Raw genomic sequence first — 24,689 nt, 5'->3', positions numbered from 1 at the left:
CAGCCTATCCGGCAAAGTCGTCCGCAACGGCCTCGCACTAAGCTTGGACCATGACTTCACCTGCTCCCACGGTCCTCGTTTTCCTGGACCCCGCCTTCGAAAACGGGCGTATCGCCGACTCCAGCCAGCCCCAGCTCATGGCCACGGACCTTGGCGCCACCCGCGGCGACGGCGTCTTCGAATCACTGCTTGCCGTTCAAGGACGGGCCCGCAAGGTACAGGCTCATCTGAACCGGCTGAGCAGTTCCGCCGCAGCCTTGGACCTGGTGCTCCCGGAACAGGATGCCTGGCGCAAGGCGATCGATACCGCTATCAATGAGTTCCGCGACGTCCACCCGGCGCCCACGCCGGAGGAGGACGAAGTTGTTGTCAAACTGATCGTGACCCGCGGTGTGGAAGGCGCAGCCAGCCCCACATGTTGGGTACAGGCTTCGCCCTCGCCCGCGGGCAGCCGCCGGCAGCGCGAGACGGGCATCGACGTCGTGCTTTTGGACCGTGGCTTCGACACCGAAGCGGGCGAGCGCGCGCCGTGGCTGCTGCTGGGCGCCAAGACGCTGTCTTATGCGGTGAACATGGCGGCGCTGCGCTACGCGCATAAGCAGGGCGCAGATGACGCCATCTTCACTTCCACGGACGGCCGCGTCCTTGAGGGCCCGACGTCCACGGTGTTGCTGGCTCACTTGGAGACAGTCGACGACGGCGAAGGTTCCGTGAGGACTGTGCGTCGCCTCATCACGCCGCAACATGACAGCGGAATTCTGCCGGGCACATCCCAAGGCGCACTGTTCGCAGCCGCGAAAGCTGCGGGCTGGGAGCTCGGTTACGGCCCGCTTGTACCGCAGGACCTGTTCGATGCCGACGCCGTGTGGCTTATCTCAAGCATCCGTCTAATAGCTCCCGTGAACCACATCAACGGCAAGGAAATCGGCACACCGGCTGTTCGGAAGCAGCTCACCGCCGAATTGAATGAGCTGTTCGCGGGCATCGAGTAAATCACCGGGCTTCCACAGCATGTGCCTACGAAGCCCCGCTAGGAACATAGCAGGTCGCAAGTAGAGTAATTGCTCGCATGACTCAATGATTAGGAACTCTTGGTCTCGACCATGAGCGTTTAGCGTGTTCAATCGCGTTTCTTATCCTCCTTGAAATGGTCATTCGTCATGTGATGAATCTTGTTCTCGTGTTAGTTGGATCACGTCCAACTGGTACTACTTCAGACTTTGCTGGCTAACTTCCCGGAGGGAACATGGGACTCAGCTCCCCCACAAAAGCCGAAGCATCGGCAACCGAGGCACAGTCCCCGACTGGCGCCTCACAGACAGGACTTCGCCGGTCCATGGAGGCCCGGCACTTGGTGATGATCGCCATGGGCGGCGTTATCGGCTCTGGCCTGTTCGTTAGTTCCGGATACACCATCTCCACCGCTGGCCCCTTGGGTGCGGTGATTGCCTTCCTCATTGGCGCCGTGGTGGTCTACTTGGTCATGGCATGCCTCGGGGAGCTCGCTGTTGCGTTCCCCGTCTCGGGCGCCTTTCACATTTATGCCGCGCGGACCATCGGGCCGGCCACTGGCTTCGCCACCGCTTGGCTGTACTGGCTCTGCTGGGCAGTAGCTTTAGGGTCGGAATTCACTGCCGCGGGCTTACTCATGCAGCGCTGGTTCCCGGGCGTTGACGTCTGGATCTGGTGCTTCGTCTTCGCCACCGTTTTGTTCACCCTGAACGCAATTTCATCGCGCGTCTTTGGTGAATCGGAGTTCTGGTTCGCGCTCATCAAGGTCGCCGCCGTCGTCGGCCTGATCATCCTGGGCGGCGCCGCATTGGCTGGATTCCACCCCCTCGCCGCTGGCGGGTACCCCTCCTTTGGGGAGAACTTCGCCACGCCGGACGGGTTGTTCCCCAACGGATTCACCGGCGTATTTGTCACCTGCCTGGCGGTCTTCTATGCTTTCTCGGGCTCCGAGCTGATCGGCGTTGCCGCTGGAGAAACGGCGAACCCCGGCGCGAACATCCCCAAAGCAATGCGGACCACCGTCATCCGGCTCATGATCTTCTTCGTCGGTGCGATCGTCGTCATCGCAGCGACCATTCCGTACGAACAGGTCAGCGTGGACGAGAGCCCGTTCGTCACAGTGTTCTCCATGCTCGGCATCCCTTATGCTGCGGACATCATGAACTTTGTGATCATCACGGCGCTGCTCTCCGCCGGCAACTGCGGGCTCTTCTCCTGTGCCCGCATGCTCTTCTCACTGGCCGACGAGGGCCACGCACCCAAGGCCTTCCGTAAGTTGACCAAGCGCGGCATCCCGATGGTGGCCCTCTGCGTAAGCATGCTGGGTGGCCTGGCCTCGCTGATCAGCAGTGTTGTTGCCCCGGCCACCGTCTACTTGGTGCTCGTCTCCGTGGCCGGTTTCGCGACCGTTGGTGTGTGGATGTCCATCGTCGCTTCACACTTCATTTACCGCCGGACCTTCATCAAGAACGGTGGTGACCTGAGCACGCTGCCATACAAGGCTCCCTTGTTCCCGTTGGTTCCGATCCTCGCGTTCGCGCTCTGCTTGGTGTCGCTGATCGGCATCGCGTTCGATCCCAACCAGGTAGCGGCACTCTTGTTCGGCGTTCCGTTCGTGGGCGCCTGCTACGCCGTCTTCTACTTCAAATACGGACGACGCCGTTCGCTCAAGAAGGCAGTGGACGCTTAGCTCCTTGCAGCTTCCCGACCTTGTTTGGATGCAGATCAGCCCTTGGCCAACCTGTTGCGGTTGGCCAAGGGCTGATCTGGTGTGAAAAAGGGTCAGGACCCCACGGGCTTCGGGCCCCCACCACCCACATTGAATCCAGAAGCGCCTCGACACGCCTGCCAAGGGGTGTGTCGCCCGCTTGTAAGGGCCAAAGTAGGTGGTGGCCGCGCGCGGCTTTGTGGACTACTTCTTAGCCGGCCGCACAGGGTGCTCGCTCAAGATAGACAGCCGGTTGAAGGCGTTGATCCCAATGGCAGCCATGCAGAGGACGCTGATCTGCTCGTCGCTGTAGTGCTGCCGTGCCTGTTCGAAAAGTTCAGGGCTTGGCCGCGAGGTACTCATACGGGTGATCTGCTCAGCGACCTCCATCGCCACCACCTCAGCGGGCTCAAATAGCTGAACTTCCCTGTAGACAGCAACCAAGGACAACCGTTGTTCCGATTCCCCATATTTCAGGGCACGGCGATGGTGAAGGTCCAGGCAAAAGGCACAGCCGTTGATCTGAGAGCACAAGTAGTTGATGAGTTCAAGGGTGCGGCGCGGGATGCCAAGCCGGTCAGCTTCATCTACGAGCTGCTGTGAATAGTGGCTCAGTGTTGCGTAAAGATCCGGCTGCTGCTTGTCCAGATAGCCGGCCAGACGTGGTTTTGTTTCCTGTTCAGGCATGGTTGGAGCCTAACGCAAGGGGGTTCCTGTCCCCGCTTCAGCTCCTGAGCGCACGAGGGAAGTGAGAGAGCGCCCGCCCCAAACCCGAGGGAAGTGAGAGAGCGCCCGCCCCAAACCCGAGGGAAGTGAGAGAGCATCCTACTCCCGGGCGGCGGGGGTATCGGCGGCGAGGCGGATGCCGTGCTCTGCCAGCCACACCGGGTTGAAGGCTTTACTCAGATAGTTCGTGCCGGCGTCGGGGGCTATGGCCACCACCACCGAACCGTGGGGTGCAGCACGAGCCACCCGGACGGCGGCTGCCACTGCGAGCCCGGACGACGGCCCCAGTGCGAGCCCTTCCTCATCCAGGAGCCGATGGACCGTGGTGTAGACCTCGTCATTGGGAATCCGCAGGAAGCGGTCCACGATGGAGCGGTCGAACGCCTTGGGCCACTCTGCCTCGGGCCAGGAGTTGCCTACGCCGTCCACCAAGATCTCGCCGGGATGGCCGCCGCTGTAGGCGGAGCCATAAGGGTCGGCGCCAACAACTTCTACGTGCCCGCCCGGCCGCGAGGCAGCCACGCGTTCCTTCAAGAACCGGCCGTTCCCGCTAATGGTCCCGCCGGTGCCGATGCCCGCTACGAAGTGCGTCACCAAGCCGCCGGTCTGTTCCCAGATCTCCGGTCCAGTAGTTTCATAGTGCGCGGCGGGATTGGCAGGGTTGTCGAACTGCATGGGCCGCCACGCGCCGGGCGTCTCGGCGGTAATCCGCTCGGCCACAGCACGGGCATTCTCCGGCGACTCCGACGGCGCGTTCCAGTCGGTGAGGATCACGCGGGCGCCATAGTTGTGCAGCGCGGCGAGCTTCTCCTCGGAGATCGTGTCTCCCGTGACCACCACCACTGGGTGTCCGGTCAGGTGTCCAATGAGGGCCAGCCCAATCCCGGTATTGCCCGACGTACTCTCCACAATCGTGGCGCCCGGTCTCAGCTCCCCGGACCTTTCCGCCGCCCGAACCATACTCAGCGCGGTGCGGTCCTTGATGGAGCCGCCAGGGTTCTCGGACTCGAGTTTGACGTGGATGGTGCTGCGCAGGCCGTGGCTCAGGGCCTCCAACTTCACGAGCGGGGTGTTTCCAACTTTGTCCAAAACTGAGGCATCCAGCCCGTCCGGAACCGGGGCCGTAGCGTGCACACCATGCTTGCGGATCGCCGTACTCACCACGTCTTCTCCCCTGCCTCCGAAAATTCCCTGGCCACGGCATCCCGCAACTCCATCCGCGCCCGCTCCACCAAGTCGGGTGCCGACGGCCGGTCTGCAAGTACATCGGAGAGTCGACCCACGACGGCGCCGGTCCCCTTACCTAGCGGCTGCGCGGCTCCCGCTTCGTACAGCAGGTACGACGCCGTCAGCGCCTCGATAACCAAGAGCTTCTCCGCCGCTTCCAAGGACTTTTCAAGTTGCTGCAATGCGAGCGGGGCCAGGGTGGAATGGTCCTCGACGTCGGCCGAAAGTGTCGGGGCCCCGAGGGTAGCCGGTGCTGCCAGGAACTTGAGCTCGGCCAACAGTCCGGCGGCCGAGTACCAGAGCAGCCCGGGAAGTTCCTCCTGAGCCAAACCCTCCCCGGAGGACGCGGCCTGCAGATGCCGCGCCCGGATTGCCCGTTGCGGCGGATACAACTTGGCGATGCGCCGCTCGCTGGAAATCCCCACATGCGCCAACGCCAGCCGCAGGCCCTCGAAGGCGAGAGCCAGTTGCATCGGTTGGAAGTTCCCGCCGGACACCATGCGCCCGGATTCGACATCGACCAAGGGATTATCACCCCGGCCGTTCAGCTCCACTTCCAAGGCCAAGGCAAACTGCGCAACAAGCGAACGGAAAGCCCCGTGCGTCTGGGGCGCGGCCCGGAAGGAAAGGGCATCCTGCACCGACACCTCGGGACGAACATCTTCCAACCACCCACCGCTCAGAAGGCGGCGAACTGCAGCAGCCGACTCCCGCTGTCCGTCTACTGCCTTGGCCGCCTGGATTGCCGGCGAATACGGACTGAGGTTCCCGCCGCCGTCGTACCTTGCGATCGTCTCCAGCGAGAGGGAAAGCGCGACGTCGGCCAGTTCGGCCAGGTGCTGCAGCCGCAGCAAGGCAAGGGTCCCGGCGCCCACCGAGTACGCATTGGCGCTCACCAGAGCGAGGGCTTCTCCCGACGCGAGAACAAGGGGCTGGAGTCCGGCGTCGGCGAGCGCTTTGGCGCCTGGCACCAGGGTGCCGTCCGCGTCGAACGCTTCACCCTCCCCGATGGCCACGGCGGCGACGGCGGCAAGTTGGGTCAGGTCCGACGAGCCCACTGAGCCTTCGCGCGGGATGGCGGGATAGACTCCACGGTTGAGCATCTCGGCATAGAAACGGGCGGTCTCGGGGCGCACGCCGGAACCGCCACGACTGAAACCGATAAGCCGGGTGAGGATCACAGCTCGGGAAGCAGCGCGGTCCAGATACGAGCCCACACCACTGTTGTGATACCTGACCACCTGTACCTGATACGCCAGGAGCGACTTCTCCTCCACAGCTGTGTCCCGGCCCGATCCGAGCAAAGTGTTGAGCCCGTACACACGCTGCCCGGAGGCCGCCGTTCGTTCCACTATTTCCCGCGACTGCCCCATCAAAGACAACGCATCTGGGTTGAGTTTCACGTGAAACGAAGGATCTCCAGCGACCAACGCAACGTCCTCGGCGCGCAGCGGAGCCGCTCCAATCAGAAAGGTCAGCGGCTCACCGGACACCATCAGAAGTCCAAGAGGTTCTGCCGGAAACCACCGTTGCCGTAAGTCTTTCGCATCAGGCCACGGCGCCGCAGTTCAGGGGTGAGCCTATCCAGCACACCGTGCACAGTCACCGGGTCTACGAAGCCGGAGAAGAGAAAGCCGTCACCTCCGACGGCCGAACCCGTCTCTTCTAGATAGTCAGCGATTTCGCCCGCCGTGCCGATGATCGAGTCCCCGGCCCCGCCACTGCGTGCCTGCAGGATCTCGCGCAGCGTGGAGCCAGGAGAAGCCGCCTTGGCGAAGTGCTCAAGCGTGCCTTGGTTGCTGTTGGTGGTCAGCTCGGGCAGCGGAGCGTCAAGGTCGAACTGCTTGAAGTCGATCACGGAAAGGTAGGAGATGGAGTTGAGCTGGCTGTCGATGTCGCGCTGGGTGAGTTCCCGACGTTGCGCCCGCAGTTCCTCTGCCTCGGCAGTAGAACCCACAACGGTGGGCTTGAGGACGAAAAGCACCTTGACGTCGTCGGGGTTTCGGCCGGCTGTGGCAGCCTCGGCCCGGATCGAATCCCGGTAGGCCTTCATGCCGTCAACCCCGCGGGCCAAGGCAATGGCAACATCAGCATGCCCGCCCGCGAAAGCCTTGCCCCGCGGAGAAGCGCCGGCTTGGACCAGCACCGGTTCCTCAGGCAATGGTGCCGTGTTCAGCGGACCCCGGACCTTGAAGAAGTCGCCTTCGTGGTGGATTGGATGCACTTTGGTGTGGTCCGCGAACACCCCTGCGTCAACGTCCTCAAGCACAGCACCAGGTTCCCAACTGCGCCACAGCCGCCTGACGACGTCAACGAATTCCTCCGCTTTCTCGTACCGAAGGTCGTGTTCGATCTGCTGTTCCAGCCCGTAATTCTGCGCCGCGAGGTCGCTGCCGGACGTGACCACGTTCCAGCCAAGTTGGCCCTCGGAGAAGTGCTGCAAGGTGGCGAGAAGGCGTGCCGCGGTAAACGGCGGATAGAAGGAAGCACTGACCGTCGGGACAATCCCGAGGTGCTCTGTGGCGGAGAGAAGGTACGGGACCAGCGCCAGCGGATCATGCTTCGGAGCGAAAGACGCGTGCGCCAGGGAGACCTCAGCCGTGCCGCCGTAAGTGTCCGGGACGGTGAGGGAATCCTCGATGATGAACAGGTCCAATCCGGATTGCTCAAAGGCCCGGACAGCATCCTGGTACAGGGCGGGTTTCTTCCAGTCGTAACCCAGGCTGTAGCCGGGAGTCCCCCAGCCCTGGACTCCGAAACCGTGGCCCACAAACCATCCAAAGTGCAGCATGGGCTTGAGTGTAGAACTGCTCTGTCCGTTCACCACGACCTGATTTCATGCGAAGTTACAGGGGGTCGTACTGCGTCAATTATGCTCCCGGGGCGTCATATTTGGGCCGGACTCATGACGGTTCCGATTTCCACATACGGCGGTGGCCTTGTTCCGCAAACTCCATGGGTCGGGAATGATCGCTGTATGAGTTCACCCACCCGTTCTTCCGCCAAGAACCAGTTGTCGGGCGTCTGGGCGCTCAAAGGATACAAGCGCGAATGGCTCCGGCACGATGTCGTGGCGGGTGCTGCGCTGTTCGCCCTGCTGGTGCCTGCCGGCATGGCCTATGCGCAGGCGGCTGGCCTTCCTCCTGTCACCGGGCTCTACGCAACGGTGGTCCCGTTGCTGGTGTACGCCGTCGTGGGGCCTTCCCGAATCCTGGTCCTGGGACCCGACTCAGCCCTTGCCCCCATGATCGCTGCCGCTATTGTGCCGCTGGCAGCGGGCAGCAGCGAAAAGTCTGTGGCATTGGCCGGGTTGCTGGCGATTCTCATCGGCGCACTCATGCTGGCGGGTTCCGCCCTGAAACTGGGAGCCATCACCGGCCTACTGTCCAAGCCCATCCGGCTCGGGTACCTGAACGGAATTGCGTTGCTGGTGGCCCTGTCGCAACTGCCGGCGTTCCTGGGGATAGAGGCCGACGGCGACATCTGGCAAAAGCTCGCGAAGGTCACCACCGGGGTGCTCACCGGGGGCGTTAATCTCCCTGCGCTGCTGCTGGGCATAGGTTCGCTGGCCCTCATCTGGATCCCGCGACTTTTGAAATGGAAAGTGCCCGGCGTCCTGCTGGCGGTGGTCGGTTCATGCGTTGCAACGGCCGTTTGGAGCCTTAGCGACGACGTGAAGGTCACCGGAGTCCTGCCGCAGGGCCTCCCGATGCCCGCGCTCGGCGGTATTGGCTGGGCGGACGCCCTCGCTCTGCTTCCCGCAGCTGCTGGCATCGCCCTCATGGCCTTCGCGGACACGGGCGTGTTGTCCCAAACACTGGCGGCCAAAGAAGGAAAGAAGGTTTCCGGGAACAGGGAAATGGCAGCGCTTGGGGCGGCCAACGCTGCCACCGGCCTACTGGGGGGATTCCCGATCTCCGGCAGCACCTCAAGGACCCCGGTAGCCGTGGATGCCGGCGCAAAATCCCAGATGACCGGCGTGGTGGGTTCAGTGCTGGTGCTGGCCTTCATGCTGCTGGCTCCCGGTGTGACCGAGTACCTGCCGTCCGCCACCTTGGCCGCCGTCGTGATCGCCGCGGCGATTGCCCTCGCGGATCCGGCTGGGGTCCGGCGTCTTCTGGGACTGAGCCGTAGCGAGTCCGTGGTGATGCTCGCAGCTTTCCTGGGCGTCCTCACGGTGGGTGTCCTCCAGGGAATCGTGGTGGCCATCATCCTGGCTCTTCTGGACTTCGTTCGCCGGGCGTGGGACCCCTACCGCACCGAACTCGGCTCGCAGGATGGGCGGCCCGGCTACCACGATCTCGCCCGCCACCCTGAAGGCGAACGAATCCCGGGACTTCTGATCCTCCGCTTCGATGCGCCATTATTCTTCGGCAATGGGCAGGTTCTGGCCAGCTTCGTTCGGGAACAATTTGACGAGGCCCCGGACGAGGCCGAAGACCCCGTTACCCACGTCATCCTCGCGGCCGAGCCGATCACCGGGATCGACACCACGGCCTTGGACGACCTCGTCACGCTGGATGAATGGCTGGCCCGTCACGGCGTCGATCTGGTGTTCGCCGAGCTCAAAGGGCCGGTTAAGGACAAGCTGATCCGCCTCGGAACGGCAGCCCGATTTACGCCCGACCACTTCTTCCCCACCGTCGGCGCCGCAGTTCGCGCGCTGAGGAACCACTAGCTGAAGCAGCCGCCGATTACGCAACATGACGACGACGAAACCACCTGCAAGTGCAGCCCGACGCCCGTGGATGTTACGTTTTTCTTGAGTAATGAGTACCAGCGCAAAGCCCTGACTTGCTGGTCGGCAACCCTCTCTCCGGCGGGGTGCCTCAGGTGACTACTCGGCGTATCGACAATTCGAACTGCAAGCGTGACTGAGGAGCACCAGCAATGTCTGAACCCACTGAAGAAAAACTCTCCTACCGGCTGATTACAGGCCCGGACAACCGTGATTTCTGCGAGCGCATCCACAATTCACTCGCCGAGGGCTATGTGCTCCATGGCAGCCCGGCAGCCACCTTCAACGGCACGGACGTCATCGTTGCCCAAGCAATCGTGCTACCCGCTGCGATCGCCAACGCTGATGCCGCCGTCGCCAATGCAGTTGACCAGCTGGAGAACTACGACGACGAAGAAGCATTCGAGGGCCACGCATGAGCTATGCAGGTGACCTGACCCCGCAGGACGCGTGGGCCAAGCTTGAAGAGGGCGCCATCCTGGTGGATGTCCGTACCGAGGGCGAATGGGCCCACATCGGCATCCCCGATACCAAAGCTACCGAGAACGATCCCCTGTTCATCCAGTGGAACCTCGCCGGCGGCATCCCCAACTCCCGCTTCATCGAGGACCTGCAGCAACAGGCACCCGAGGACGACGCCGTGGAGCTCGTCTTTATCTGCCGTTCCGGCCAACGCTCCATCTCGGCCGCCATTGCGGCAACGCAGGCTGGATTCACTGCCTACAACGTCCTGGAAGGTTTCGAAGGCGAACCGGACCGCTACGGCGAGCGCACCGTAAATGGCTGGAAAAACCGTGGCCTTCCGACGAACCTGGGGACCGAGTAAGTGACTTTCAATCCCGACGCCGCTGGCTGGAGCCCGGACACCCAGGCCGTCCGCGGAGGCCTTGCCCGTACCAATTTCCAGGAAACGTCCGAGCCCGTTTTCCTGAACTCCGGCTTCGTTTACGAATCCGCTGCTGCAGCTGAACGCGCCTTCACCGGTGAGGATGAACGCTTCGTCTACTCCCGCTACGGCAACCCCTCCGTGGCAACGTTCCAGGAGCGGCTCCGCCTGCTTGAAGGAACCGAGGCATGCTTTGCGACGGCGTCCGGCATGTCCGCGGTGTTCACCGCATTGGGTGCCCTGCTGGCTGCCGGTGACCGCGTGGTTGCTGCCCGCTCGCTGTTCGGCTCATGCTTCGTGATCCTCAATGAGATCCTGCCGCGCTGGGGCGTCGAGACGGTCTTCGTGGACGGACCTGACCTGGAACAGTGGCGTGAAGCCCTGTCGGAACCCACCACTGCGGTGTTCTTCGAGTCTCCGTCCAACCCGATGCAGGAGATCGTCGATATCGCTGCCGTCAGCGAACTGGCGCACGCCGCCGGGGCAACTGTCGTCGTCGACAATGTCTTTGCCACTCCCCTGTTGCAACGCTGCGGTGAGTTGGGTGCGGACGTGATCGTGTACTCCGGCACCAAGCACATCGATGGTCAGGGACGCGTCCTTGGCGGTGCAATCCTGGGCACCAAGGAATTCATCGACGGTCCCGTCAAGCAGCTCATGCGGCACACCGGCCCTTCGCTGTCCGCGTTCAACGCTTGGGTGCTGACCAAGGGTTTGGAGACCATCGGGCTGCGCGTGAACCACAGCTCCGCGTCTGCCTTGAAGATCGCAGAGTGGCTTGAGCGGCAGCCCGCCATCAGCTGGGTCAAGTACCCGCTGCTGAAGTCCCACCCGCAGTACGAGCTCGCCGCGAAGCAGATGAAGGCCGGCGGTACCGTGCTGACGTTCGAGCTGCTCCCCTCTGCGGGACGTTCTGCTAAAGAGTCCGCGTTCGCGCTGCTCGATGGGCTGCGCGTCGTCGACATCTCCAACAACCTGGGCGACTCCAAGTCCCTCATCACTCACCCCGCAACCACCACCCACCGGGCCATGGGTCCTGAGGGTCGGGCGGCGATCGGGCTCAGCGACGGTGTAGTCCGTTTGTCTGTGGGTCTTGAAGACGTGGACGACCTCATCCTGGATCTGGAGAAGGCGCTCAAACAGGTCTAACCTTGCTGCCATGAGCGGGAACCACCCCTATCGCCGTGCCGGAGCGGTCATCGTTGCCGGCACGGTGGTGTGGTTCGTCGGCATCTCACCGGTTTCGCGGGTTTACATCACCCCCGACGACGCCGAGCGCCTCCGCATGCTGGTGGCCGGCCAGCGCGGCTGGGTCACAGGCCAGCACATTGCCGCCGCAGGGACCGTCGCAGTGCCCGTGGGCTTCGCTGCGTTCGCCCGTGCTGTTCCGGACTTGGGCACTTCGCGCCGGAAGGCGAAGAAATTGGCCTACGCCGCTGCGGCGGCGCTGCTTGCCGGCGCCCCGCTGTTCGTCTCCAGCCTCGCCCGGCGGGCTTCCGATATTGAGGGTTTCGCCTACCGCCGCGGATCCAGCGCGCCGTTCCTGGCGTATTCCGGGCTGCACGTTGTGGCGTTGGCTGCGCTCGGCGGGAGCCTGCTTACCTTGCCCACCAAGCGGTGGATCGGTGTGACTGCCGCGGCCAGCGCGCCCATTTACGGAGCCATCCTGGTGACCAGGAAGGACATCCCACCGCTCTTTTTCTACCTGGTTGAGGGCCTCGCTGGCGCTTACCTGATTGCGTGGGAGGAGCCGGACCCTACGGCCTCCTGACCCGGGTCAGCATAGGCGCAGGCTCCTTATGCGCGTCGCCAGCAGCGCCGCGCACCGTCACTTTCGCAGCATGCCCGACGACGGCGGCCAAGGCTTCGTTGGTGGGCGGACTTCCCGGCTGGGTTTGCCCGTCGCGCTGTCGTTTGTTGTAACGCACTGCGGCTTCCCGTTGCTCGTGGGCGCCATTGCCCCGATCCAGTAAGTCCGAGATCCCTGCTTTAACGAGCTCCAACTCGCCTTGGTCGTCCAAGACCGGGCTGACATAATCAACAAGCGCCCACACAACGTCCGCCGCTGGCTGCGGAAGAAAATCACCAAAGTCCAGGAGATCTCCGCGGAGCCCTGAATTGCTGGCCTGCCAGCTCGCCATCCGCAGGAGTGCCGTGGGCACTGCGGTGGGTTCAACGCCGTCGAGCATTTCCAGGGAAGCCGTCTCCACCAAAGCCCGAACCAACACTGCAATAAGGGCCGCGTCCTCGGCGCGCAGGCAAACATCGGCCACACGGACCTCCACGGTGGGGTGGTTCCTGGAGATGCGGGCGTCGAAGTAGATCATGCCCTCATCCAGGATCACGCCGGTTTCAAGGAGTCGCTTCACCATGCGTCGGTAAGCCGTGAGCGAGCCGAAAACGGCCGAAGGCCCGGATGTCGGCCAGCGGTTCCACGCCTGAGTGCGGTAGCTGTCGAAACCCGTGGGAAGCCCGCGCCAGTAGGGCGAGTTGGCGGTGAGTGCCGTGAGCACAGCGAGTTTGTCGCGGATATGGTCCAGCACCACCACACCTTCCTCGGGTGACTCCACCGACGTGTGCACATGGAAGCCGCACGTCAACTGCTCCGTGGCGATGATGCCGAAGCGATCCAGCATCACCGCGTAGCGGGGGTCCGGAGTGGTGTGGGTGTTCGAGGCCAGTGGAGAGGTGGCGATCGCAGCAACCCGTGCACCGTGCAGCCGGGCGGCTTCGTTGGCCATGGCACGGCCGCGCCGAATCTGCTGCAGGAGCTCGCCGTAGCTGTGGCACGGGCGGGTCTGGGTTTCGATCTGCTCCAGCTTGAGTTCATGGCTGAGGCTGCTGGCGGTTGTGGTCTCATCGAGTCCTGCCAGCAGCGCGTCCGCGAGGGCCAAGGGCTCGCCCGTCACAGGATCGACGATGAGCAGCTCTTCCTCAACCCCGAAAGTCCGCATGCTCCATTCTGCGTCACGGGGGCGGGTGACGACAGGGCTGAGGCTCTGTCCGCGACGTTCCGCACCCGCAGCAGGACCTAGTCCTGGAAGTACTCGATCTTCGCGCCGATGGTGTTCAAACGCTCGGCGAGGTCCTCATAACCGCGCTCGATCACGTAGATATTGCGAAGTTCGGAGGTTCCCCGGGCAGCCAACATTGCCAAAAGCAGGCAGGCTGCGGGGCGCAGGGCCGGTGGGCAGCCGATCTCCGCGGCACGCCACTTGGTGGGGCCGTTGATGTAGATCCGGTGGGGATCCAAAAGCTGCACCTGGGCGCCCAGCTTGTTGAGCTCCGTCAAGTAGATGGCGCGGTTCTCGTAGACCCAGTCGTGGATCATGGTCTGGCCTTCGGCATTGCCCGCAATCACTGCAAAGAACGGCAGATTGTCAATGTTCAGGCCCGGGAACGGCATCGGGTGGATCTTGTCCTGCGGTGCACGGAGCTCGGATGGCTTGGTGGTTACGTCCACCAGCCGGGTACGGCCGTTGCGTGCCATGTACTCGCCGGACACCTCAAGGTTCTGGCCCATCTGCTCCAAGGTGGCGAGTTCAATTTCCATGAACTCGATAGGGACGCGGCGAATAGTGACCTCGGAGTTGGTCACGATGCCCGCGGTAATGAGGCTCATTGCCTCGATGGGATCCTCGGACGGGAAGTACTCAATATCCACGTCGATGGCGGAGCGTCCGGTGATCTTCAACGTGGTTGTTCCTACACCCTCAATGTCCACGCCCAGGCCCTGCAGGTAGAAGCAGAGGTCCTGGACCATGTAGTTGGGGCTGGCATTGCGGATGATGGTGCTGCCTGCACGATGAGCTGCGGCCATGATGGCGTTCTCAGTGACGGTGTCGCCGCGTTCGGTCAGAACGAAGGAGCGGTGGAGTTCATCGGCGGGAGGTGCATTCACGGAGTAGAAGCCGGACTTCGCCTCGACATCAAGTCCGAACTGGCGAAGAGCCTGCATGTGCGGTTCCACCGTGCGCGTTCCGAGGTCGCAGCCACCTGCGTAGGGCAGCAGGTATTCATTGGTTTCATCCAGGAGCGGACCAAGCAGCATGATGACGCTGCGGGTACGCCGGGCGGCGTCCACATCCATGGACTCCAGATCCAGGACCTCGGGGCGGCGGAGACGGAGGTCGCTTCCGTTGAGCCACGTGCATTCCACTCCGATGGACGTCAAGACCTCGACGATCCTGTTGACTTCCTCGATCCGCGCCAGGCGACGCAGGGTGGTGGTTCCGCGGTTGATCAAGCTCGCACACAAGAGGGCGACGCCGGCATTCTTACTGCTGTTGACGTCCACTTCGCCGGAGAGAGTCCGGCCACCCTCCACACGGAGGTGGGTCATCTGCGGCTTGCCCACTTTGACAATGGAGCGCCCGAAAATGGCTTCGAGGCGTTCGATCATCCGGAGGCTGAGATTCTGTTTGCCTTGTTCCATCCGGGCGATTGCGCTCTGGCTGGTTCCAAGCTCAGTAGCCAGCTGCCCCTGCGTCCAGCCTTTTTCGCCACGGGCGTCGCGGAGCAGGAGGCCTACATTTTCGGCGGTAGGTTGCGTCATACCCAAAAAATATCACAAATGAGCTAGAAGGGAAGAGCAAAATGCGTATTCAGCGGCAAACATCACACGATACCCGTCCTGTGCGATATAAAGCGTGACGCTGGCGGCTCACCACGGGCGAACGCTTTCCCTCAGCTTCTTCAAGGGCAGAACTCCCCATTGTGCCTCATGGACGGATAGCGAACGATGTTACGGGAAAGCTCAGGGGGAAATATGCCTTTCTACGGCGCCGATGTCGATCAGCTCAAAGCACTCTCGAAAGCCCTTGCCAGCGGGGCATCATTGCTGACTACCCGCGCCAGGGAGCTTGACTCCTTGATCGCCCAGGGCGGCTCTTGGCAGGGCCAGGATGCCAAGCGCTTCGCTTCCGATTGGCAGGGCCACCTGCGGCCGCTGCTTGAAAGGACCTCGCGGGGGATAGAAGAAGCGTCCAAGTCCGTGCTCACCAATGCCGACGAGCAGTCCAGCGCATCCACTGAGGGTGCCGGCGGCAGCTCTGCCAGCTCCGGCAACCCGGGTATCGCCTCAACAAAGGCTGCGACCGCCACGGACCCTGCCCAGCCCACACCCCAGGAGATCCTGGACCAGTACCAAGTCAGCGACGCTGAGACCACTAACTGGCCCGGCGACTGGGATCCACTGCGATTCGTGGTGGACCAGAAGGTAGTTACAGAGAAGGAAGCGGAACTGCTGAATGGCCTCGGTCCTTTTGAGCTGAACGCCTTCAAGGGCATTCACGACGACGCCTTCAGTGCTGCCGATGAGCGCTTCCCCAGCCAAGATCGCAACGACGACCAGAACGACGCTTTCCGCCACGCGTACTGGAACGCCCTCATGGTGAAGGAGTTCGGCGCGGACTGGGCAGAGGATTACGCCACCGCCCACGAGCAGCTCCCCGGAAACCCGGCTCCCCGCGAGGCCATGGATCTGTACAACAATGAAGTTGGACGCAACGTGGCCGTCGCCAATCCGGACGCCAGCGCTGAGGAGCTTGCAGATTTGATCGAGGACGCCGTCAATAATGGAGACACCGTGGTGGTGGGACCGGACCTGTTGCCGCACCCGTCCAACCAGATCCCCGCTGACCAGACGGGCGACGCCGGCAATGCCGAGCCCGCCCCTGGCGAGGACCCGGAGTTCAACGACGAGTCCAGGACTACGTCGTGAGTCTTCCTTGCATCAAAAATCTACGACGCCGCCCTAAGACTGCAGCGCGGCGCGTCACTATTGCCGGTCTGCTCACTTTTGTTCTGTCCTGCGCCTTGGCCGCCTGTTCCCTCGGAGGATCCGTCATGCCCGAAACGAACGATCACCTCAACAATCAGGTCTTGGAGTCGGCCACGAACGGCACGGTACTCAAGCTGGCCGACGCCACGGACTTCGACTGGGACCAGGCAGGTTTTGTCACGTCGGGAACCCCGGCCAAGGACATAGAGGAAGCCTTTGGCGAGCCTCTTACCAAAGAAAGCCGCTACACCGCTTCTCCAGCGCTCTTCGTCTTCCTGAAAGACGGCAAGGTGACTAAAGCGGTCCGCATTGTCCCTGACGCCTTCTCCGGGGCTGATGCCAGGAAGAAGTTCGGCCGCGACGTGGTGCTCACTCCGCCGGAGGGGCAGAAGGGCTTCCTCAACTGGCGCGAGTAACCCGCCCGCCAAGAGGCTAGACCCGCCAGTACCCCAGCGCATCAATCCGATGCTTGTCCACACCCAGTACTTTTTTCAGGTGCTTCACGATTACCCGGGTACTTGATGCTTCGCACGCGATCCAGAAGAAGTCCTCGCCCACGGAGACAGTGTCCGCCGTGAGCGCACCGCAGACTTCCTCCACCAAAGCGGCACCGTCGCCTTTGCGCGGAATCCAGGTGACGACGTCGAACTCGGACGTCCGCACCTCAAGCGAGGGGTCGGCGTCGTGCTGGTATTCAAGCCAGGCGGTCACGGGAGCCGCCCCCGCAGCAGTAAGCTGCCGCTCGTCCAGCAAAGAATTGATGGCCGGGATGGACGCGGGATCGCCCACCACCCAGATCCGGCGCGGAGCGGGCTGCGGGAATGTGAAGGAACTGCCTTGAACGGTGGCATCGATGGTGTCACCGGGCCGCGCAGAGCGGGCCCAATCCGCGGCAACGCCGCTGTGCATCGCGAAGTCCATGCTGAAAGTTCCCCCTGAAGGATCTGCATCAACCAAGGTGTACGCGCGCTGGTGGGCCTTGCCGGAATCGTTGAACCAGAGCCGGATCCACATGGTGGGGTGGAGGCCGCTGCGCTCCAGGAGTCCGCCGTCGCGAACGTGGACGCGGAGGAAGTCCGGGGTGATCTCCTCCTGCCCTGTGACCTCCAGGGTGAAGTCCTTGGCGCCCATCACTTTGAGGACGACGCCTTCCCAATTGCGCTTCAAGCAACACTCCTTCACGAACGGCCACGATTTGTGAACCGGGCCAAAGCCATTTATCTTGAGCTTAAGTAAGCCTAACCTAAGCTCGAAAGCGGCCTGAGAATATGACGCCTGCCCCGACGCACAATTCCGCCCCGGCAGGCGGCCCCGGAAGCTACCGTGATTCATGGGGAATCCCGCACTTATGGGCCGACTCCGCCGACGAACTCGCCTTCCTCCAAGGCATGAACGCGGCCACAGACCGCTCATGGCAGATCGAGCTGGAACGGTGGCGTTCCGAAGGGCGCACGGCCGAAGTGTTGGGTCCCGATGTGGTGGTCTGGGACCGATTCGCCCGGCAAGCCCGGCTGGACGATACAGCGCGCCGCTGCTTCGAAAACCTCGACGTCGACACCCGGCGCTGGTGCGAACAGTACGTGGCCGGCGTCAACCATGCACTGGCGGACGGATTCCGCGGTGGCCCCGAGTTCGATGAATCCGGCAGCAACCCGGAGCCGTGGAATCCTTGGACCCCGCTCGGCGTCTTCCTTGTGCACCACATCCTCTTCTCCACGTTCCCCAACAAGCTTTTCCGGGCACACGTCGCGCGGACGCTCGGCGACGACGCCGTGAGCTTGTTCAGCATCGAAGCGCCCGTCTGGTCCGGTAGCAATGCCTGGGCCGCCCACGGTTCGACGACGGCCAGTGGCCTGCCGCTTATTGCCGGTGACCCCCACCGCCTCATGGAACTGCCCGGTGTCTACCAGCAAGTGCGGCTCGCCTGCCCCGAATTTGACGCGATCGGCTTCGCCTTTCCGGGCGTCCCGGGCCTCCCGCACTTCGCCCATACCGGCCAGACCGCGTGGGCCATCACCAACGCGATGGCCGACTACCAGGATCTCTTCGAGGAGGAACTGCGCCGGGTCACCGATTTCGCCGGCGAACGCATCGAGGCGCGGGGAACGGAAGGCTGGGAACCTGTCGTCGTCAGCACCGAAACCATCCGCGTCCGCGGTGGCGAGGTGGTCTCCGTTGAGATCATTGAGACTGCGCGCGGTCCGGTTATCTCTGAAACGCCCGACGGCGGCGCCCTAAGTCTGCGCTTTCCGGCCAGGGTTGAGGGGCGGCTTGGTTTCGAGGCCCTCCTACCGCTGCTGCGGAGCCGGACCGTCTCCCACGTAGAAGCCGCGTTCGATGCTTGGGTGGAGCCCGTCAACAGCGTAGTGGCCGCGGACGATTCCGGGGCCGTGCGGCATTTCATTGCCGGGCTTGTCCCGCAGCGGAATCCGGCCAACCGGCGCTTGCCCGCTCCGGCTTTCTCCGCCCGCCATGAGTGGGAGGGACAGTACGTAGTCCTGCCTCGCACCGAGGTCCAGCGGTTTGCCGTGAGCGCGAATGACCGCGCGGCGGGAGGCGGCGATGCCGTGGCCATGGAGTTCGCGCCGGCGCACCGTGCCCTGCGCATCCGGGAATTGCTGGAGCACTTTTCAAGTCCCTTGTCCGTGGACGACATGCAGGCCATCCACACTGACACTTTGTTGGGTCCGTGGCCGATGTTCCGGTCAATGCTCTCCGGCCTGGACGTCCGGGATCTCTCCAGGGAGGCGAAGGATTTGCGGGTCCTCTTGTTGAACTGGGATGGCCTGATGGAGGCCAGCAGCCAGCACGCTGCCGTATTCGCCGCCTGGCGTGGTGCGCTGGTCCAGCGCCTGGCACGGCATTCGGCGCTTGAGGCCTTGAATGAGCCCACAGGCTACTCGCCGTTATTCGGGCCGTGGCTGTCGGTGGCGTCGCGCATCGGTTTTGCCCTTGAGACTCTGCTGGTTCGTGGCTCCGAGCTTGGCATCAGCGTTGGAGTGGAAGCTGCCGCAGCGCTTGAGGACGTTGCGTTGGAAGAGTCCATGCTCAACGGCGCTGCCTGGGGTGACCGGCACCAACTCCTTGCCGTTCATGTCCTCCCCGGCGCCCTCGCGTCAGCCGCACCTACTGCCGACCTCAGCGGGGATACCGGATGCGTCCTCTGCACCGAAAGCCTTCCTGGCGTTGATGACCGAAGCTTCCGTGGGCCCGTAGCACGTTATGTCTGGGACTTGGCCGATCGGCGTAACAGCCGCTGGATCGTGCCATTCGGTGCCTCCGGCGTGCCCGGTCACCAGCACTTCGCCGACCAACTCCCGCTCTGGACAGCCGGGGAACTCGCCCCGGTCGTCACTGACTGGTCACTTCTGACCAACGACACGCCCTGACTCATTCCCGTTCCCGCATCAGTCCCGACATCAGCCTCGACCCGCAGCCCGAAGGAAGCCATGACCACCATCACCCAGGACTTCTCCGTCCGCACCACCGTCTACTCCGAAGACCTCGAAGGATGGGGTGCGCTACGCATTGTTCCGTTGGTTCCCAGCGAGGACATCGACCTCATCTTCGAATGGGTTACCCAGCCCCGTGCGAAGTTTTGGGGAATGACCGAGAACTCCCGCGAAGAAGTCCTGGGGATCTACGAGTTCCTTGACTCCTTGGACACCCACCACGCGTTTTTGGCCACCCTTGACGGGGAGCCGTTGGCCCTCTTCCAGACGTACGAGCCGCTGCACGACCCCGTCGGCGAGGCTTACCCCGCCCGCGAGGAGGACATTGGCATGCATCTGTTGCTGGCCCCGGCCACGCGGCCCATTCCGCACTTCACACCGCGGCTGGGCACGTCCCTGATCAAGTACATGTTCACCCTGCCGGGCAAGGACCGGATCGTGGTTGAGCCGGACTCCCGCAACGCCAAGGCCCTACGCCGTCTGGAAGCCACGTGCTTCGAGCTGGGACCCATCATTCAGCTGGCGGAGAAGGAGGCCCAGCTAGGGTTCCTGACGAGGGCGGGCTTTGATGAGATCCAGGAGCAACAGACCCGCTAGCGCCAGACGAAACTCCAAGTTCCCGCACCCACGGCCGCCAGCACCGCACCGGCCGCGATGACCAATCCGCCAAGGACCACCCCCACGTCCAGCAGTGAGTACGTGGATTCGCGTGCCCACGTCCGTTGCCCGCCGCCGAAGCCGCGCGCTTCCATGGTCACTGCCAGCCGGGATGCCCTCCGAACCGCCTGAACCAACAAACCGAAACTCTGGCCGAGCGTGGCCTTCAACCGCTGGAAGGGGCTGCCTTGGGAACCAACACCGCGTGCACGGCGGGCCATACCAATGGTCTGCCACTCCTCCGCCATGAGCCCTACAAGCCTCATCGCAGCCAGGGATCCGAGGACAAAGCGGTGCGGCAGCTTGGCCTTCTGCGCCAGCGCATCGGCCAGATCCGTGGGATCCGTGCATGTCATCAGCAGGATCGCCGGCAACGCGATCGCCAAACCGCGCAGCATGAAACCCAGCCCCAGCTCAAGGGAACCTTCACTGACGGACCAGAGTCCGACGTCGAGCAGTACAGCGCCGCTGTCCGCCGCCACTATTGCGGTGCTCCAGCCGCCGATCGCTGCCGCAATGATCAGGGGCCAGGCCCGCTGCCACAAAAGCCTGATGGTGAGGCCGGCAAGCGGGAAGAGAACCAGTTCCGCAAGCAGCGCCGTCGACGCAGACACCCAGTCGATGGACAAGGCCAGCACCACGGAAATCAGGAAGACCGCCATGAACTTCGCCAAAGGGTTGGCGCGAGTCAGCAGGGCGTGGTTGCCGCGGATGTTCAGTGCATCCCTCACGCTGCACCCGCTTCCTGATACGTTGCTCTGCCTTCGGTTATCGGGCCGAGCCGTAGTTCGGTTCCGCCGAGTACAGCGCTGAATTCCTGATCGTGGGTCACAGAGACCACCGCGGTTCCGGCGTCCAGCAACTCGGAAAGGAACGACGCCAGCTCGGCCCAGGTATTCGCGTCCTGGCCGAAGGTGGGCTCGTCGAGCACAAGGACTTTGGGGTGCGCGGCCAGCACCGTGGCCACCGAGAGCCGGCGCTTTTCCCCGCCGGACAGCGTATAAGGATTGGCGTCGACGAGATGTGTGAGCCGCAACCGTTCCAGCAACTCGTCCACGCGCTCCTCGCCGTGGCCCAGATGCTTCGGACCAAACATCAACTCATCCAGGACCTTGCCCGTGACGAACTGATGTTCCGGCTCCTGGAACACCGTCCCGATGCGGGAAATCAGCTGATCAGCTTTCCACTTGAACGGATCAATGCCCGCACCCTCGGAAAGTTCGACGGCGGCACTCACTTTGCCGTCCACAGGCGCCAAAAGGCCTGCCAACGTGAGCGCGAACGTGGACTTTCCGGCACCATTGGGACCCGTAATGGTCAGGGCTTGGCCTGCCCTGACCTGCGCACTGATGTCCGTTTGCACCGGAACGGGCGGGATGGTCTTGAAGCCTTTGCGCCGTGGCTTTAAGCGGGAAACAGCAAGGTCCTGGGCTGCGAGGAGAAGCTGCGCGGCGTCTGGTTCTTTATGGCGGGAGCGGGTTGCCGGAACGTACCCCGGCACCCAGACGCCAGCCGAGATCAGCAGGGTGCGGGCCTCGGAAAGGACCTGGTCGGGAGGGCCGTCCAAGAGTACGCCACCGGCAGCATTCCCGGTCCCTGCGGCCGTGCTGGATCCTGCGGCCGACCCTGGCTGCAGGACCACAATCCTGTCCACCAGGTCTTTCCACACGGACACCCGGTGTTCCACAACAACCAGCGTGGCGCCGGTCTTGTCCAGGCATCGCCCAACAGCATCACGGACCTCCAGCACGCCCGCCGGATCCAGGTTGGCCGTCGGCTCGTCCAGCAGGATCAGGCCTGGGCGCATCGCCAAAATGCCCGCAAGCGCAAGTCGTTGCTTTTGACCGCCGGAGAGTGCCGCCGTCGGGTGATCCAGTGGCAAACCGCCGCCAACAGCGGAACGCAACCCGACGTCGTCGAGCGCTTCATGGACGCGAGACCAAATCTCGTCTCGCGGCACAGCCAGGTTCTCCGCCCCGAACGCAACATCGTCACCTACCCGGGAGAGGACCACCTGGGTTTCCGGATCCTGCTGCATCAGTCCGGCGCGTCCCCGCTGCTCGCGGGGCGCAACGCCGTCGATAAGCAGTGAACCGGACTCGTCCGAGTCGTCTTCCTCATCGCCCAGCACACCGGCGAGGGCATGCAGGAGCGTGGACTTGCCCGCCCCCGAAGGACCCAGCAACAGCACCCGCTCCCCCGGTTCGATCCGAAGGTCCAGGCCTCGGATGGCAGGCTGGGAGCGGCCGGCATGCCGCCATCCCCAACCCTCGGCGGAGATGGCGGCCGGCCTCACCGTGCCGCTTTGCTTGGCGGACATCAGCTGAAGACTGGCTCCGAAGCGGCCTTGCGGGACGCGAATGAGCTCAGCACGCCCGTCTTGGCCAGGCCGCGTGTGGCAATCCAGGACAGGGCGCCCGCAATGATCGCACCGGAAATTGTGGTGAAGGCGATGTACGCCAACTTGTCCACGGCTTCGTAGGCGATGTTCCAGCCCCAAGGCAGGAAGGAGTCGTTCAGGCCGCAGAAGAGACCTGCGCCCGCGCCGGCGAGGAGGGCGGTGGGCAGGTTGAACTTCTTGTATCGGAACGCAGCGAAGATGAGTTCCGCGCCCAGGCCCTGCAGGACGCCGGAGATGAGAACGGTGGTGCCGTACTGCGAACCCATGATGAGCTCACCGGTTGCGGCGACGGTCTCGCAGAACAAGGCCGCACCGGGCTTACGGATAATGAGCATGCCCAGAACCGCGGGGATCATCCAGCCGCCGGCAATAAGGCCGGTGAGCGGCGGGTACGTCGCGTTCATGGGGATGGATACCAGTGCGGCGCCCTGGGACCATGCCCAGAAGATCACGCCGCCTGCGATGGCGATCAAAGCCGCCACAACGATGTCTACAACACGCCAGTTATAACTGGTCTTCTTCACGTTTACCGTGGTCATTTTCTGCCTCCTGAGGTTACAGGAGGGGAAAGTGCTCCCCGGATCCCGGTTTCGGCTTGCGCCGCCCGCATCCGGACACTCTGAGAAGCTCGACTCCCTTGCGCCGGTACTAACCGGATCAGGTTCGAGGGTCTGCGGCTGTCCGCACTCTCAGCGCCCTCGCGTCTCTTGCATCTCTGCAAGGTCCGACGGCGGCGCTCCCCTGTCGTTATCAAATCTGCCCTGATGGGCTGGTTCAGTTTACACCTGAGTCTGTGGCGGGTGTTGGCCTGTTGCCGGCATGCGGTCACAATCGGCCATGTCACCAGTCCGGGACGCGCGTTGCGGGGCCCGCTCTGCGCGCTCATCCCCGGTTTTGGCACGCACACCAGGCCCCACAACACGAGAGGGTCCGTTGCGGGGCCCGCTCCGCGCCCTCATCCCCCGTTTCGGCACGCACACCAGGCCCCACAACGGACCTGAGAGAATAGACCAGCAGAATCCACCGCGGCGAAGAGGCTCCTATATGACTGACCTTCCCCAGCAAGACCTCCCCCTTTCCTCCGAGGTGCCCCAACCACGCCTTGCCGCAAGCGTCATCCTGCTCCGTGACGCCTCGGGCGGACTCGAAGCCTTTGTCCAGCACAGGGTAGACACCATGGACTTCGCCGCTGGAATGGTGGTCTTTCCCGGTGGTCGGGTGGATGCGGCGGACGCGTCCGGCTGGGACTACCCGGCAGAGCTGCTTCAACGCCACGCGGAGGACTGGAATCAGAGCTCCATCGGCATGGACCCGGGCGAAGCAGCGAAGAACGCCGGGACGGTACTCACTGCAGCCATCCGCGAGGTTCAGGAAGAGGCCGGGCTCAGCATTGATGCCTCCCACCTCCGTCCGTGGGCCAACTGGATCACCCCGACGGACATGCCCAAGCGCTTCGACACCTACTTTTACGTTGCCAAGCCGTCCCCCGAGGCTGAACCCCGGCACCAGACCACGGAGGCCTGGCAATCGCTGTGGATGCCGGTGGAGGGAGTTCTGGCAGCAGAAGCCGCCGGCACCCTGAAACTGATGCCGCCCACGTATTACCTGCTCAAGGAAATCGCAGGGTTCGGTACCGTGGACGCTGTCTGGTCGGCCCAACACCCTGTCGTCCCGGTGCTTGCACCGGTTGGTTCCATGGCGGCGTTCCTCAAGGAGCGGGAAAGCCGCCGGTAACAGTGTGGGCTGGACCTTTCCAGTTAGGCTTGGGGCATGAACCTCTTCTTCAAGCTGATAGGTGCCGGAGTAAGCCTCGGGGCAGGATTTGTAGGCACCAAAATCGTCAATAAAGGGTGGGAAAAGGCCACCGGCAACAAGCCGCCCTTGGGCAATGACGACATGGAAACCAGCCTGCGTTCGGCACTGACCTTCGCGCTGATCTCAGCGTTTGTCAGCACGCTCATTCAGGTCCTGGCGAGCCGGGGCACCCAGCGTGCCATCGCGCGCTTCGCCAAGACCCACGACATCGTCTAGGCGCCCGCCAAACAACACAACGCCGGGGTCGCCCACAGGGTGACCCCGGCGTTCGTTGCAGCATCTATTG

Annotated in this window: 23 protein-coding genes and 2 riboswitches; of the genes, 13 read left to right on the top strand and 10 right to left on the bottom strand. The window is 63.3% G+C overall.

Annotation, left to right across the window (positions count from 1 at the left end; genetic code table 11):
* The first annotated feature begins 50 nt into the window (after positions 1-50).
* Together AC0J5Z_RS04765 and AC0J5Z_RS04760 are read left to right on the top strand one after the other, a co-directional pair.
* Positions 51-992 carry an aminodeoxychorismate lyase gene (locus AC0J5Z_RS04765; protein WP_475037785.1) on the top strand — a complete coding sequence of 314 codons (942 nt, stop codon included), beginning with the start codon at positions 51-53 and terminating at the stop codon, positions 990-992.
* Positions 993-1,246: 254 nt separating this feature from the next.
* Entirely contained in the window at positions 1,247-2,701 is a 1,455-nt protein-coding gene (locus AC0J5Z_RS04760) for an amino acid permease (RefSeq protein ID WP_475037783.1), read from the top strand.
* 222 nt (positions 2,702-2,923) lie between these two features.
* Here AC0J5Z_RS04760 and AC0J5Z_RS04755 read toward each other — a convergent pair whose 3' ends face one another.
* The 4 genes from AC0J5Z_RS04755 to AC0J5Z_RS04740 form a co-directional block, all read right to left on the bottom strand.
* Positions 2,924-3,406 carry a carboxymuconolactone decarboxylase family protein gene (locus AC0J5Z_RS04755; protein WP_475037782.1) on the bottom strand — a complete coding sequence of 161 codons (483 nt, stop codon included), beginning with the start codon at positions 3,404-3,406 and terminating at the stop codon, positions 2,924-2,926.
* A 138-nt stretch (positions 3,407-3,544) separates the two neighbouring features.
* Positions 3,545-4,609, bottom strand: coding sequence for a PLP-dependent cysteine synthase family protein (locus AC0J5Z_RS04750; protein ID WP_475037780.1), 1,065 nt, complete (start codon positions 4,607-4,609; stop codon positions 3,545-3,547).
* Positions 4,603-6,168: an aromatic amino acid ammonia-lyase gene (locus AC0J5Z_RS04745; protein WP_475037778.1), complete on the bottom strand. Its 1,566-nt coding sequence runs from the start codon at positions 6,166-6,168 to the stop codon at positions 4,603-4,605. The genes AC0J5Z_RS04750 and AC0J5Z_RS04745 overlap by 7 nt, the downstream gene beginning before the upstream one ends.
* Positions 6,168-7,496: an NtaA/DmoA family FMN-dependent monooxygenase gene (locus tag AC0J5Z_RS04740; protein WP_475039542.1), complete on the bottom strand. Its 1,329-nt coding sequence runs from the start codon at positions 7,494-7,496 to the stop codon at positions 6,168-6,170. The genes AC0J5Z_RS04745 and AC0J5Z_RS04740 overlap by 1 nt, the downstream gene beginning before the upstream one ends.
* Positions 7,497-7,649: 153 nt before the next feature.
* Here AC0J5Z_RS04740 and AC0J5Z_RS04735 point away from each other — a divergent pair, with 153 nt between their 5' ends.
* The 5 genes from AC0J5Z_RS04735 to AC0J5Z_RS04715 all read left to right on the top strand — a co-directional run bounded on the left by AC0J5Z_RS04735 (position 7,650) and on the right by AC0J5Z_RS04715 (position 12,067).
* Positions 7,650-9,350 (top strand): SulP family inorganic anion transporter, encoded by a 1,701-nt coding sequence (locus AC0J5Z_RS04735; protein WP_475037776.1) that lies wholly within the window; start codon positions 7,650-7,652, stop codon positions 9,348-9,350.
* Positions 9,351-9,437: 87 nt separating this feature from the next.
* Positions 9,438-9,549: riboswitch (SAM riboswitch) on the top strand.
* 13 nt (positions 9,550-9,562) lie between these two features.
* Positions 9,563-9,829: a DUF1737 domain-containing protein gene (locus AC0J5Z_RS04730; protein WP_475037775.1), complete on the top strand. Its 267-nt coding sequence runs from the start codon at positions 9,563-9,565 to the stop codon at positions 9,827-9,829.
* Complete coding sequence (locus AC0J5Z_RS04725; RefSeq protein WP_159708158.1) at positions 9,826-10,236, top strand: rhodanese-like domain-containing protein; 411 nt, start codon at positions 9,826-9,828, stop codon at positions 10,234-10,236. The genes AC0J5Z_RS04730 and AC0J5Z_RS04725 overlap by 4 nt, the downstream gene beginning before the upstream one ends.
* A complete protein-coding gene (locus AC0J5Z_RS04720) occupies positions 10,237-11,445 on the top strand; it encodes an O-succinylhomoserine sulfhydrylase (protein WP_475037773.1) in 1,209 nt (402 codons plus the stop codon).
* 10 nt (positions 11,446-11,455) lie between these two features.
* Positions 11,456-12,067: a hypothetical protein gene (locus AC0J5Z_RS04715; RefSeq protein ID WP_475037771.1), complete on the top strand. Its 612-nt coding sequence runs from the start codon at positions 11,456-11,458 to the stop codon at positions 12,065-12,067.
* Here AC0J5Z_RS04715 and AC0J5Z_RS04710 read toward each other — a convergent pair.
* Both AC0J5Z_RS04710 and AC0J5Z_RS04705 read right to left on the bottom strand, forming a co-directional pair.
* Positions 12,054-13,250, bottom strand: a complete 1,197-nt coding sequence (locus AC0J5Z_RS04710) for a glutamate--cysteine ligase 2 (protein ID WP_475037768.1) — start codon at positions 13,248-13,250, stop codon at positions 12,054-12,056. The two genes, AC0J5Z_RS04715 and AC0J5Z_RS04710, sit on opposite strands and share 14 nt — an antisense overlap.
* Before the next feature lie 77 nt (positions 13,251-13,327).
* Positions 13,328-14,851 (bottom strand): UDP-N-acetylglucosamine 1-carboxyvinyltransferase, encoded by a 1,524-nt coding sequence (locus AC0J5Z_RS04705; RefSeq protein WP_475037767.1) that lies wholly within the window; start codon positions 14,849-14,851, stop codon positions 13,328-13,330.
* Between the two features lie 213 nt (positions 14,852-15,064).
* Here AC0J5Z_RS04705 and AC0J5Z_RS04700 point away from each other — a divergent pair, with 213 nt between their 5' ends.
* Complete coding sequence (locus AC0J5Z_RS04700) at positions 15,065-16,018, top strand: WXG100 family type VII secretion target (protein ID WP_475037766.1); 954 nt, start codon at positions 15,065-15,067, stop codon at positions 16,016-16,018.
* 125 nt (positions 16,019-16,143) lie between these two features.
* The gene (locus AC0J5Z_RS04695) at positions 16,144-16,494 is read left to right on the top strand and encodes a hypothetical protein (protein ID WP_475037764.1); all 351 of its coding nucleotides are present in this window, start codon (positions 16,144-16,146) and stop codon (positions 16,492-16,494) included.
* 16 nt (positions 16,495-16,510) lie between these two features.
* Here AC0J5Z_RS04695 and AC0J5Z_RS04690 read toward each other — a convergent pair whose 3' ends face one another.
* On the bottom strand, positions 16,511-17,245 hold the full coding sequence (locus tag AC0J5Z_RS04690; RefSeq protein ID WP_475037763.1) for a siderophore-interacting protein: 735 nt from the start codon (positions 17,243-17,245) through the stop codon (positions 16,511-16,513).
* Between the two features lie 101 nt (positions 17,246-17,346).
* Between AC0J5Z_RS04690 and AC0J5Z_RS04685 the strand changes: the two genes are divergently transcribed.
* Together AC0J5Z_RS04685 and AC0J5Z_RS04680 are read left to right on the top strand one after the other, a co-directional pair.
* The gene (locus tag AC0J5Z_RS04685; protein WP_475037762.1) at positions 17,347-19,467 is read left to right on the top strand and encodes a penicillin acylase family protein; all 2,121 of its coding nucleotides are present in this window, start codon (positions 17,347-17,349) and stop codon (positions 19,465-19,467) included.
* A 60-nt stretch (positions 19,468-19,527) separates the two neighbouring features.
* Positions 19,528-20,127 carry a GNAT family N-acetyltransferase gene (locus tag AC0J5Z_RS04680; RefSeq protein ID WP_475037761.1) on the top strand — a complete coding sequence of 200 codons (600 nt, stop codon included), beginning with the start codon at positions 19,528-19,530 and terminating at the stop codon, positions 20,125-20,127.
* Here the strand turns inward: AC0J5Z_RS04680 and AC0J5Z_RS04675 are convergent.
* Genes AC0J5Z_RS04675 through AC0J5Z_RS04665 form a run of 3 tightly spaced genes read right to left on the bottom strand, consistent with a single transcriptional unit; the run spans position 20,124 to position 23,127 of the window.
* A complete protein-coding gene (locus AC0J5Z_RS04675) occupies positions 20,124-20,918 on the bottom strand; it encodes an energy-coupling factor transporter transmembrane component T family protein (RefSeq protein WP_475037760.1) in 795 nt (264 codons plus the stop codon). The genes AC0J5Z_RS04680 and AC0J5Z_RS04675 overlap by 4 nt on opposite strands.
* Positions 20,915-22,507, bottom strand: a complete 1,593-nt coding sequence (locus AC0J5Z_RS04670; protein WP_475037759.1) for an ABC transporter ATP-binding protein — start codon at positions 22,505-22,507, stop codon at positions 20,915-20,917. Before AC0J5Z_RS04670 ends, AC0J5Z_RS04675 begins: the two co-directional genes overlap by 4 nt.
* On the bottom strand, positions 22,507-23,127 hold the full coding sequence (locus AC0J5Z_RS04665; RefSeq protein ID WP_475037758.1) for an ECF transporter S component: 621 nt from the start codon (positions 23,125-23,127) through the stop codon (positions 22,507-22,509). The genes AC0J5Z_RS04670 and AC0J5Z_RS04665 overlap by 1 nt, the downstream gene beginning before the upstream one ends.
* Positions 23,128-23,204: 77 nt before the next feature.
* A riboswitch (TPP riboswitch) is annotated at positions 23,205-23,341 on the bottom strand.
* Positions 23,342-23,632: 291 nt separating this feature from the next.
* On the opposite strand from AC0J5Z_RS04665, the gene AC0J5Z_RS04660 reads away from it, so the two are divergent.
* Positions 23,633-24,322 carry an NUDIX hydrolase gene (locus AC0J5Z_RS04660; protein ID WP_475037756.1) on the top strand — a complete coding sequence of 230 codons (690 nt, stop codon included), beginning with the start codon at positions 23,633-23,635 and terminating at the stop codon, positions 24,320-24,322.
* A gap of 36 nt (positions 24,323-24,358) precedes the next feature.
* Positions 24,359-24,619, top strand: a complete 261-nt coding sequence (locus AC0J5Z_RS04655; protein WP_475037754.1) for a DUF4235 domain-containing protein — start codon at positions 24,359-24,361, stop codon at positions 24,617-24,619.
* The last annotated feature ends 70 nt before the right edge of the window (positions 24,620-24,689 follow it).

The sequence above is a fragment of the Paenarthrobacter sp. TRD_SC_7 genome (assembly GCF_056156245.1).
Note: the sequence above shows the minus strand (reverse complement) of the source record. Positions and strands in the feature narration are given on the sequence as shown.

What these genes read in the sequence shown, in the direction of transcription:
- AC0J5Z_RS04765 (WP_475037785.1), top strand. Translation starts at nt 51, where the DNA reads ATGACTTCACCTGCTCCCACGGTCCTCGTTTTCCTGGACCCCGCCTTC.
- AC0J5Z_RS04760 (WP_475037783.1), top strand. Translation starts at nt 1,247, where the DNA reads ATGGGACTCAGCTCCCCCACAAAAGCCGAAGCATCGGCAACCGAGGCA.
- AC0J5Z_RS04755 (WP_475037782.1), bottom strand. Translation starts at nt 3,406, where the DNA reads ATGCCTGAACAGGAAACAAAACCACGTCTGGCCGGCTATCTGGACAAG.
- AC0J5Z_RS04745 (WP_475037778.1), bottom strand. Translation starts at nt 6,168, where the DNA reads ATGGTGTCCGGTGAGCCGCTGACCTTTCTGATTGGAGCGGCTCCGCTG.
- AC0J5Z_RS04735 (WP_475037776.1), top strand. Translation starts at nt 7,650, where the DNA reads ATGAGTTCACCCACCCGTTCTTCCGCCAAGAACCAGTTGTCGGGCGTC.
- AC0J5Z_RS04730 (WP_475037775.1), top strand. Translation starts at nt 9,563, where the DNA reads ATGTCTGAACCCACTGAAGAAAAACTCTCCTACCGGCTGATTACAGGC.
- AC0J5Z_RS04725 (WP_159708158.1), top strand. Translation starts at nt 9,826, where the DNA reads ATGAGCTATGCAGGTGACCTGACCCCGCAGGACGCGTGGGCCAAGCTT.
- AC0J5Z_RS04715 (WP_475037771.1), top strand. Translation starts at nt 11,456, where the DNA reads ATGAGCGGGAACCACCCCTATCGCCGTGCCGGAGCGGTCATCGTTGCC.
- AC0J5Z_RS04710 (WP_475037768.1), bottom strand. Translation starts at nt 13,250, where the DNA reads ATGCGGACTTTCGGGGTTGAGGAAGAGCTGCTCATCGTCGATCCTGTG.
- AC0J5Z_RS04705 (WP_475037767.1), bottom strand. Translation starts at nt 14,851, where the DNA reads ATGACGCAACCTACCGCCGAAAATGTAGGCCTCCTGCTCCGCGACGCC.
- AC0J5Z_RS04700 (WP_475037766.1), top strand. Translation starts at nt 15,065, where the DNA reads ATGCCTTTCTACGGCGCCGATGTCGATCAGCTCAAAGCACTCTCGAAA.
- AC0J5Z_RS04695 (WP_475037764.1), top strand. Translation starts at nt 16,144, where the DNA reads ATGCCCGAAACGAACGATCACCTCAACAATCAGGTCTTGGAGTCGGCC.
- AC0J5Z_RS04685 (WP_475037762.1), top strand. Translation starts at nt 17,347, where the DNA reads ATGACGCCTGCCCCGACGCACAATTCCGCCCCGGCAGGCGGCCCCGGA.
- AC0J5Z_RS04680 (WP_475037761.1), top strand. Translation starts at nt 19,528, where the DNA reads ATGACCACCATCACCCAGGACTTCTCCGTCCGCACCACCGTCTACTCC.
- AC0J5Z_RS04670 (WP_475037759.1), bottom strand. Translation starts at nt 22,507, where the DNA reads ATGTCCGCCAAGCAAAGCGGCACGGTGAGGCCGGCCGCCATCTCCGCC.
- AC0J5Z_RS04665 (WP_475037758.1), bottom strand. Translation starts at nt 23,127, where the DNA reads ATGACCACGGTAAACGTGAAGAAGACCAGTTATAACTGGCGTGTTGTA.
- AC0J5Z_RS04660 (WP_475037756.1), top strand. Translation starts at nt 23,633, where the DNA reads ATGACTGACCTTCCCCAGCAAGACCTCCCCCTTTCCTCCGAGGTGCCC.
- AC0J5Z_RS04655 (WP_475037754.1), top strand. Translation starts at nt 24,359, where the DNA reads ATGAACCTCTTCTTCAAGCTGATAGGTGCCGGAGTAAGCCTCGGGGCA.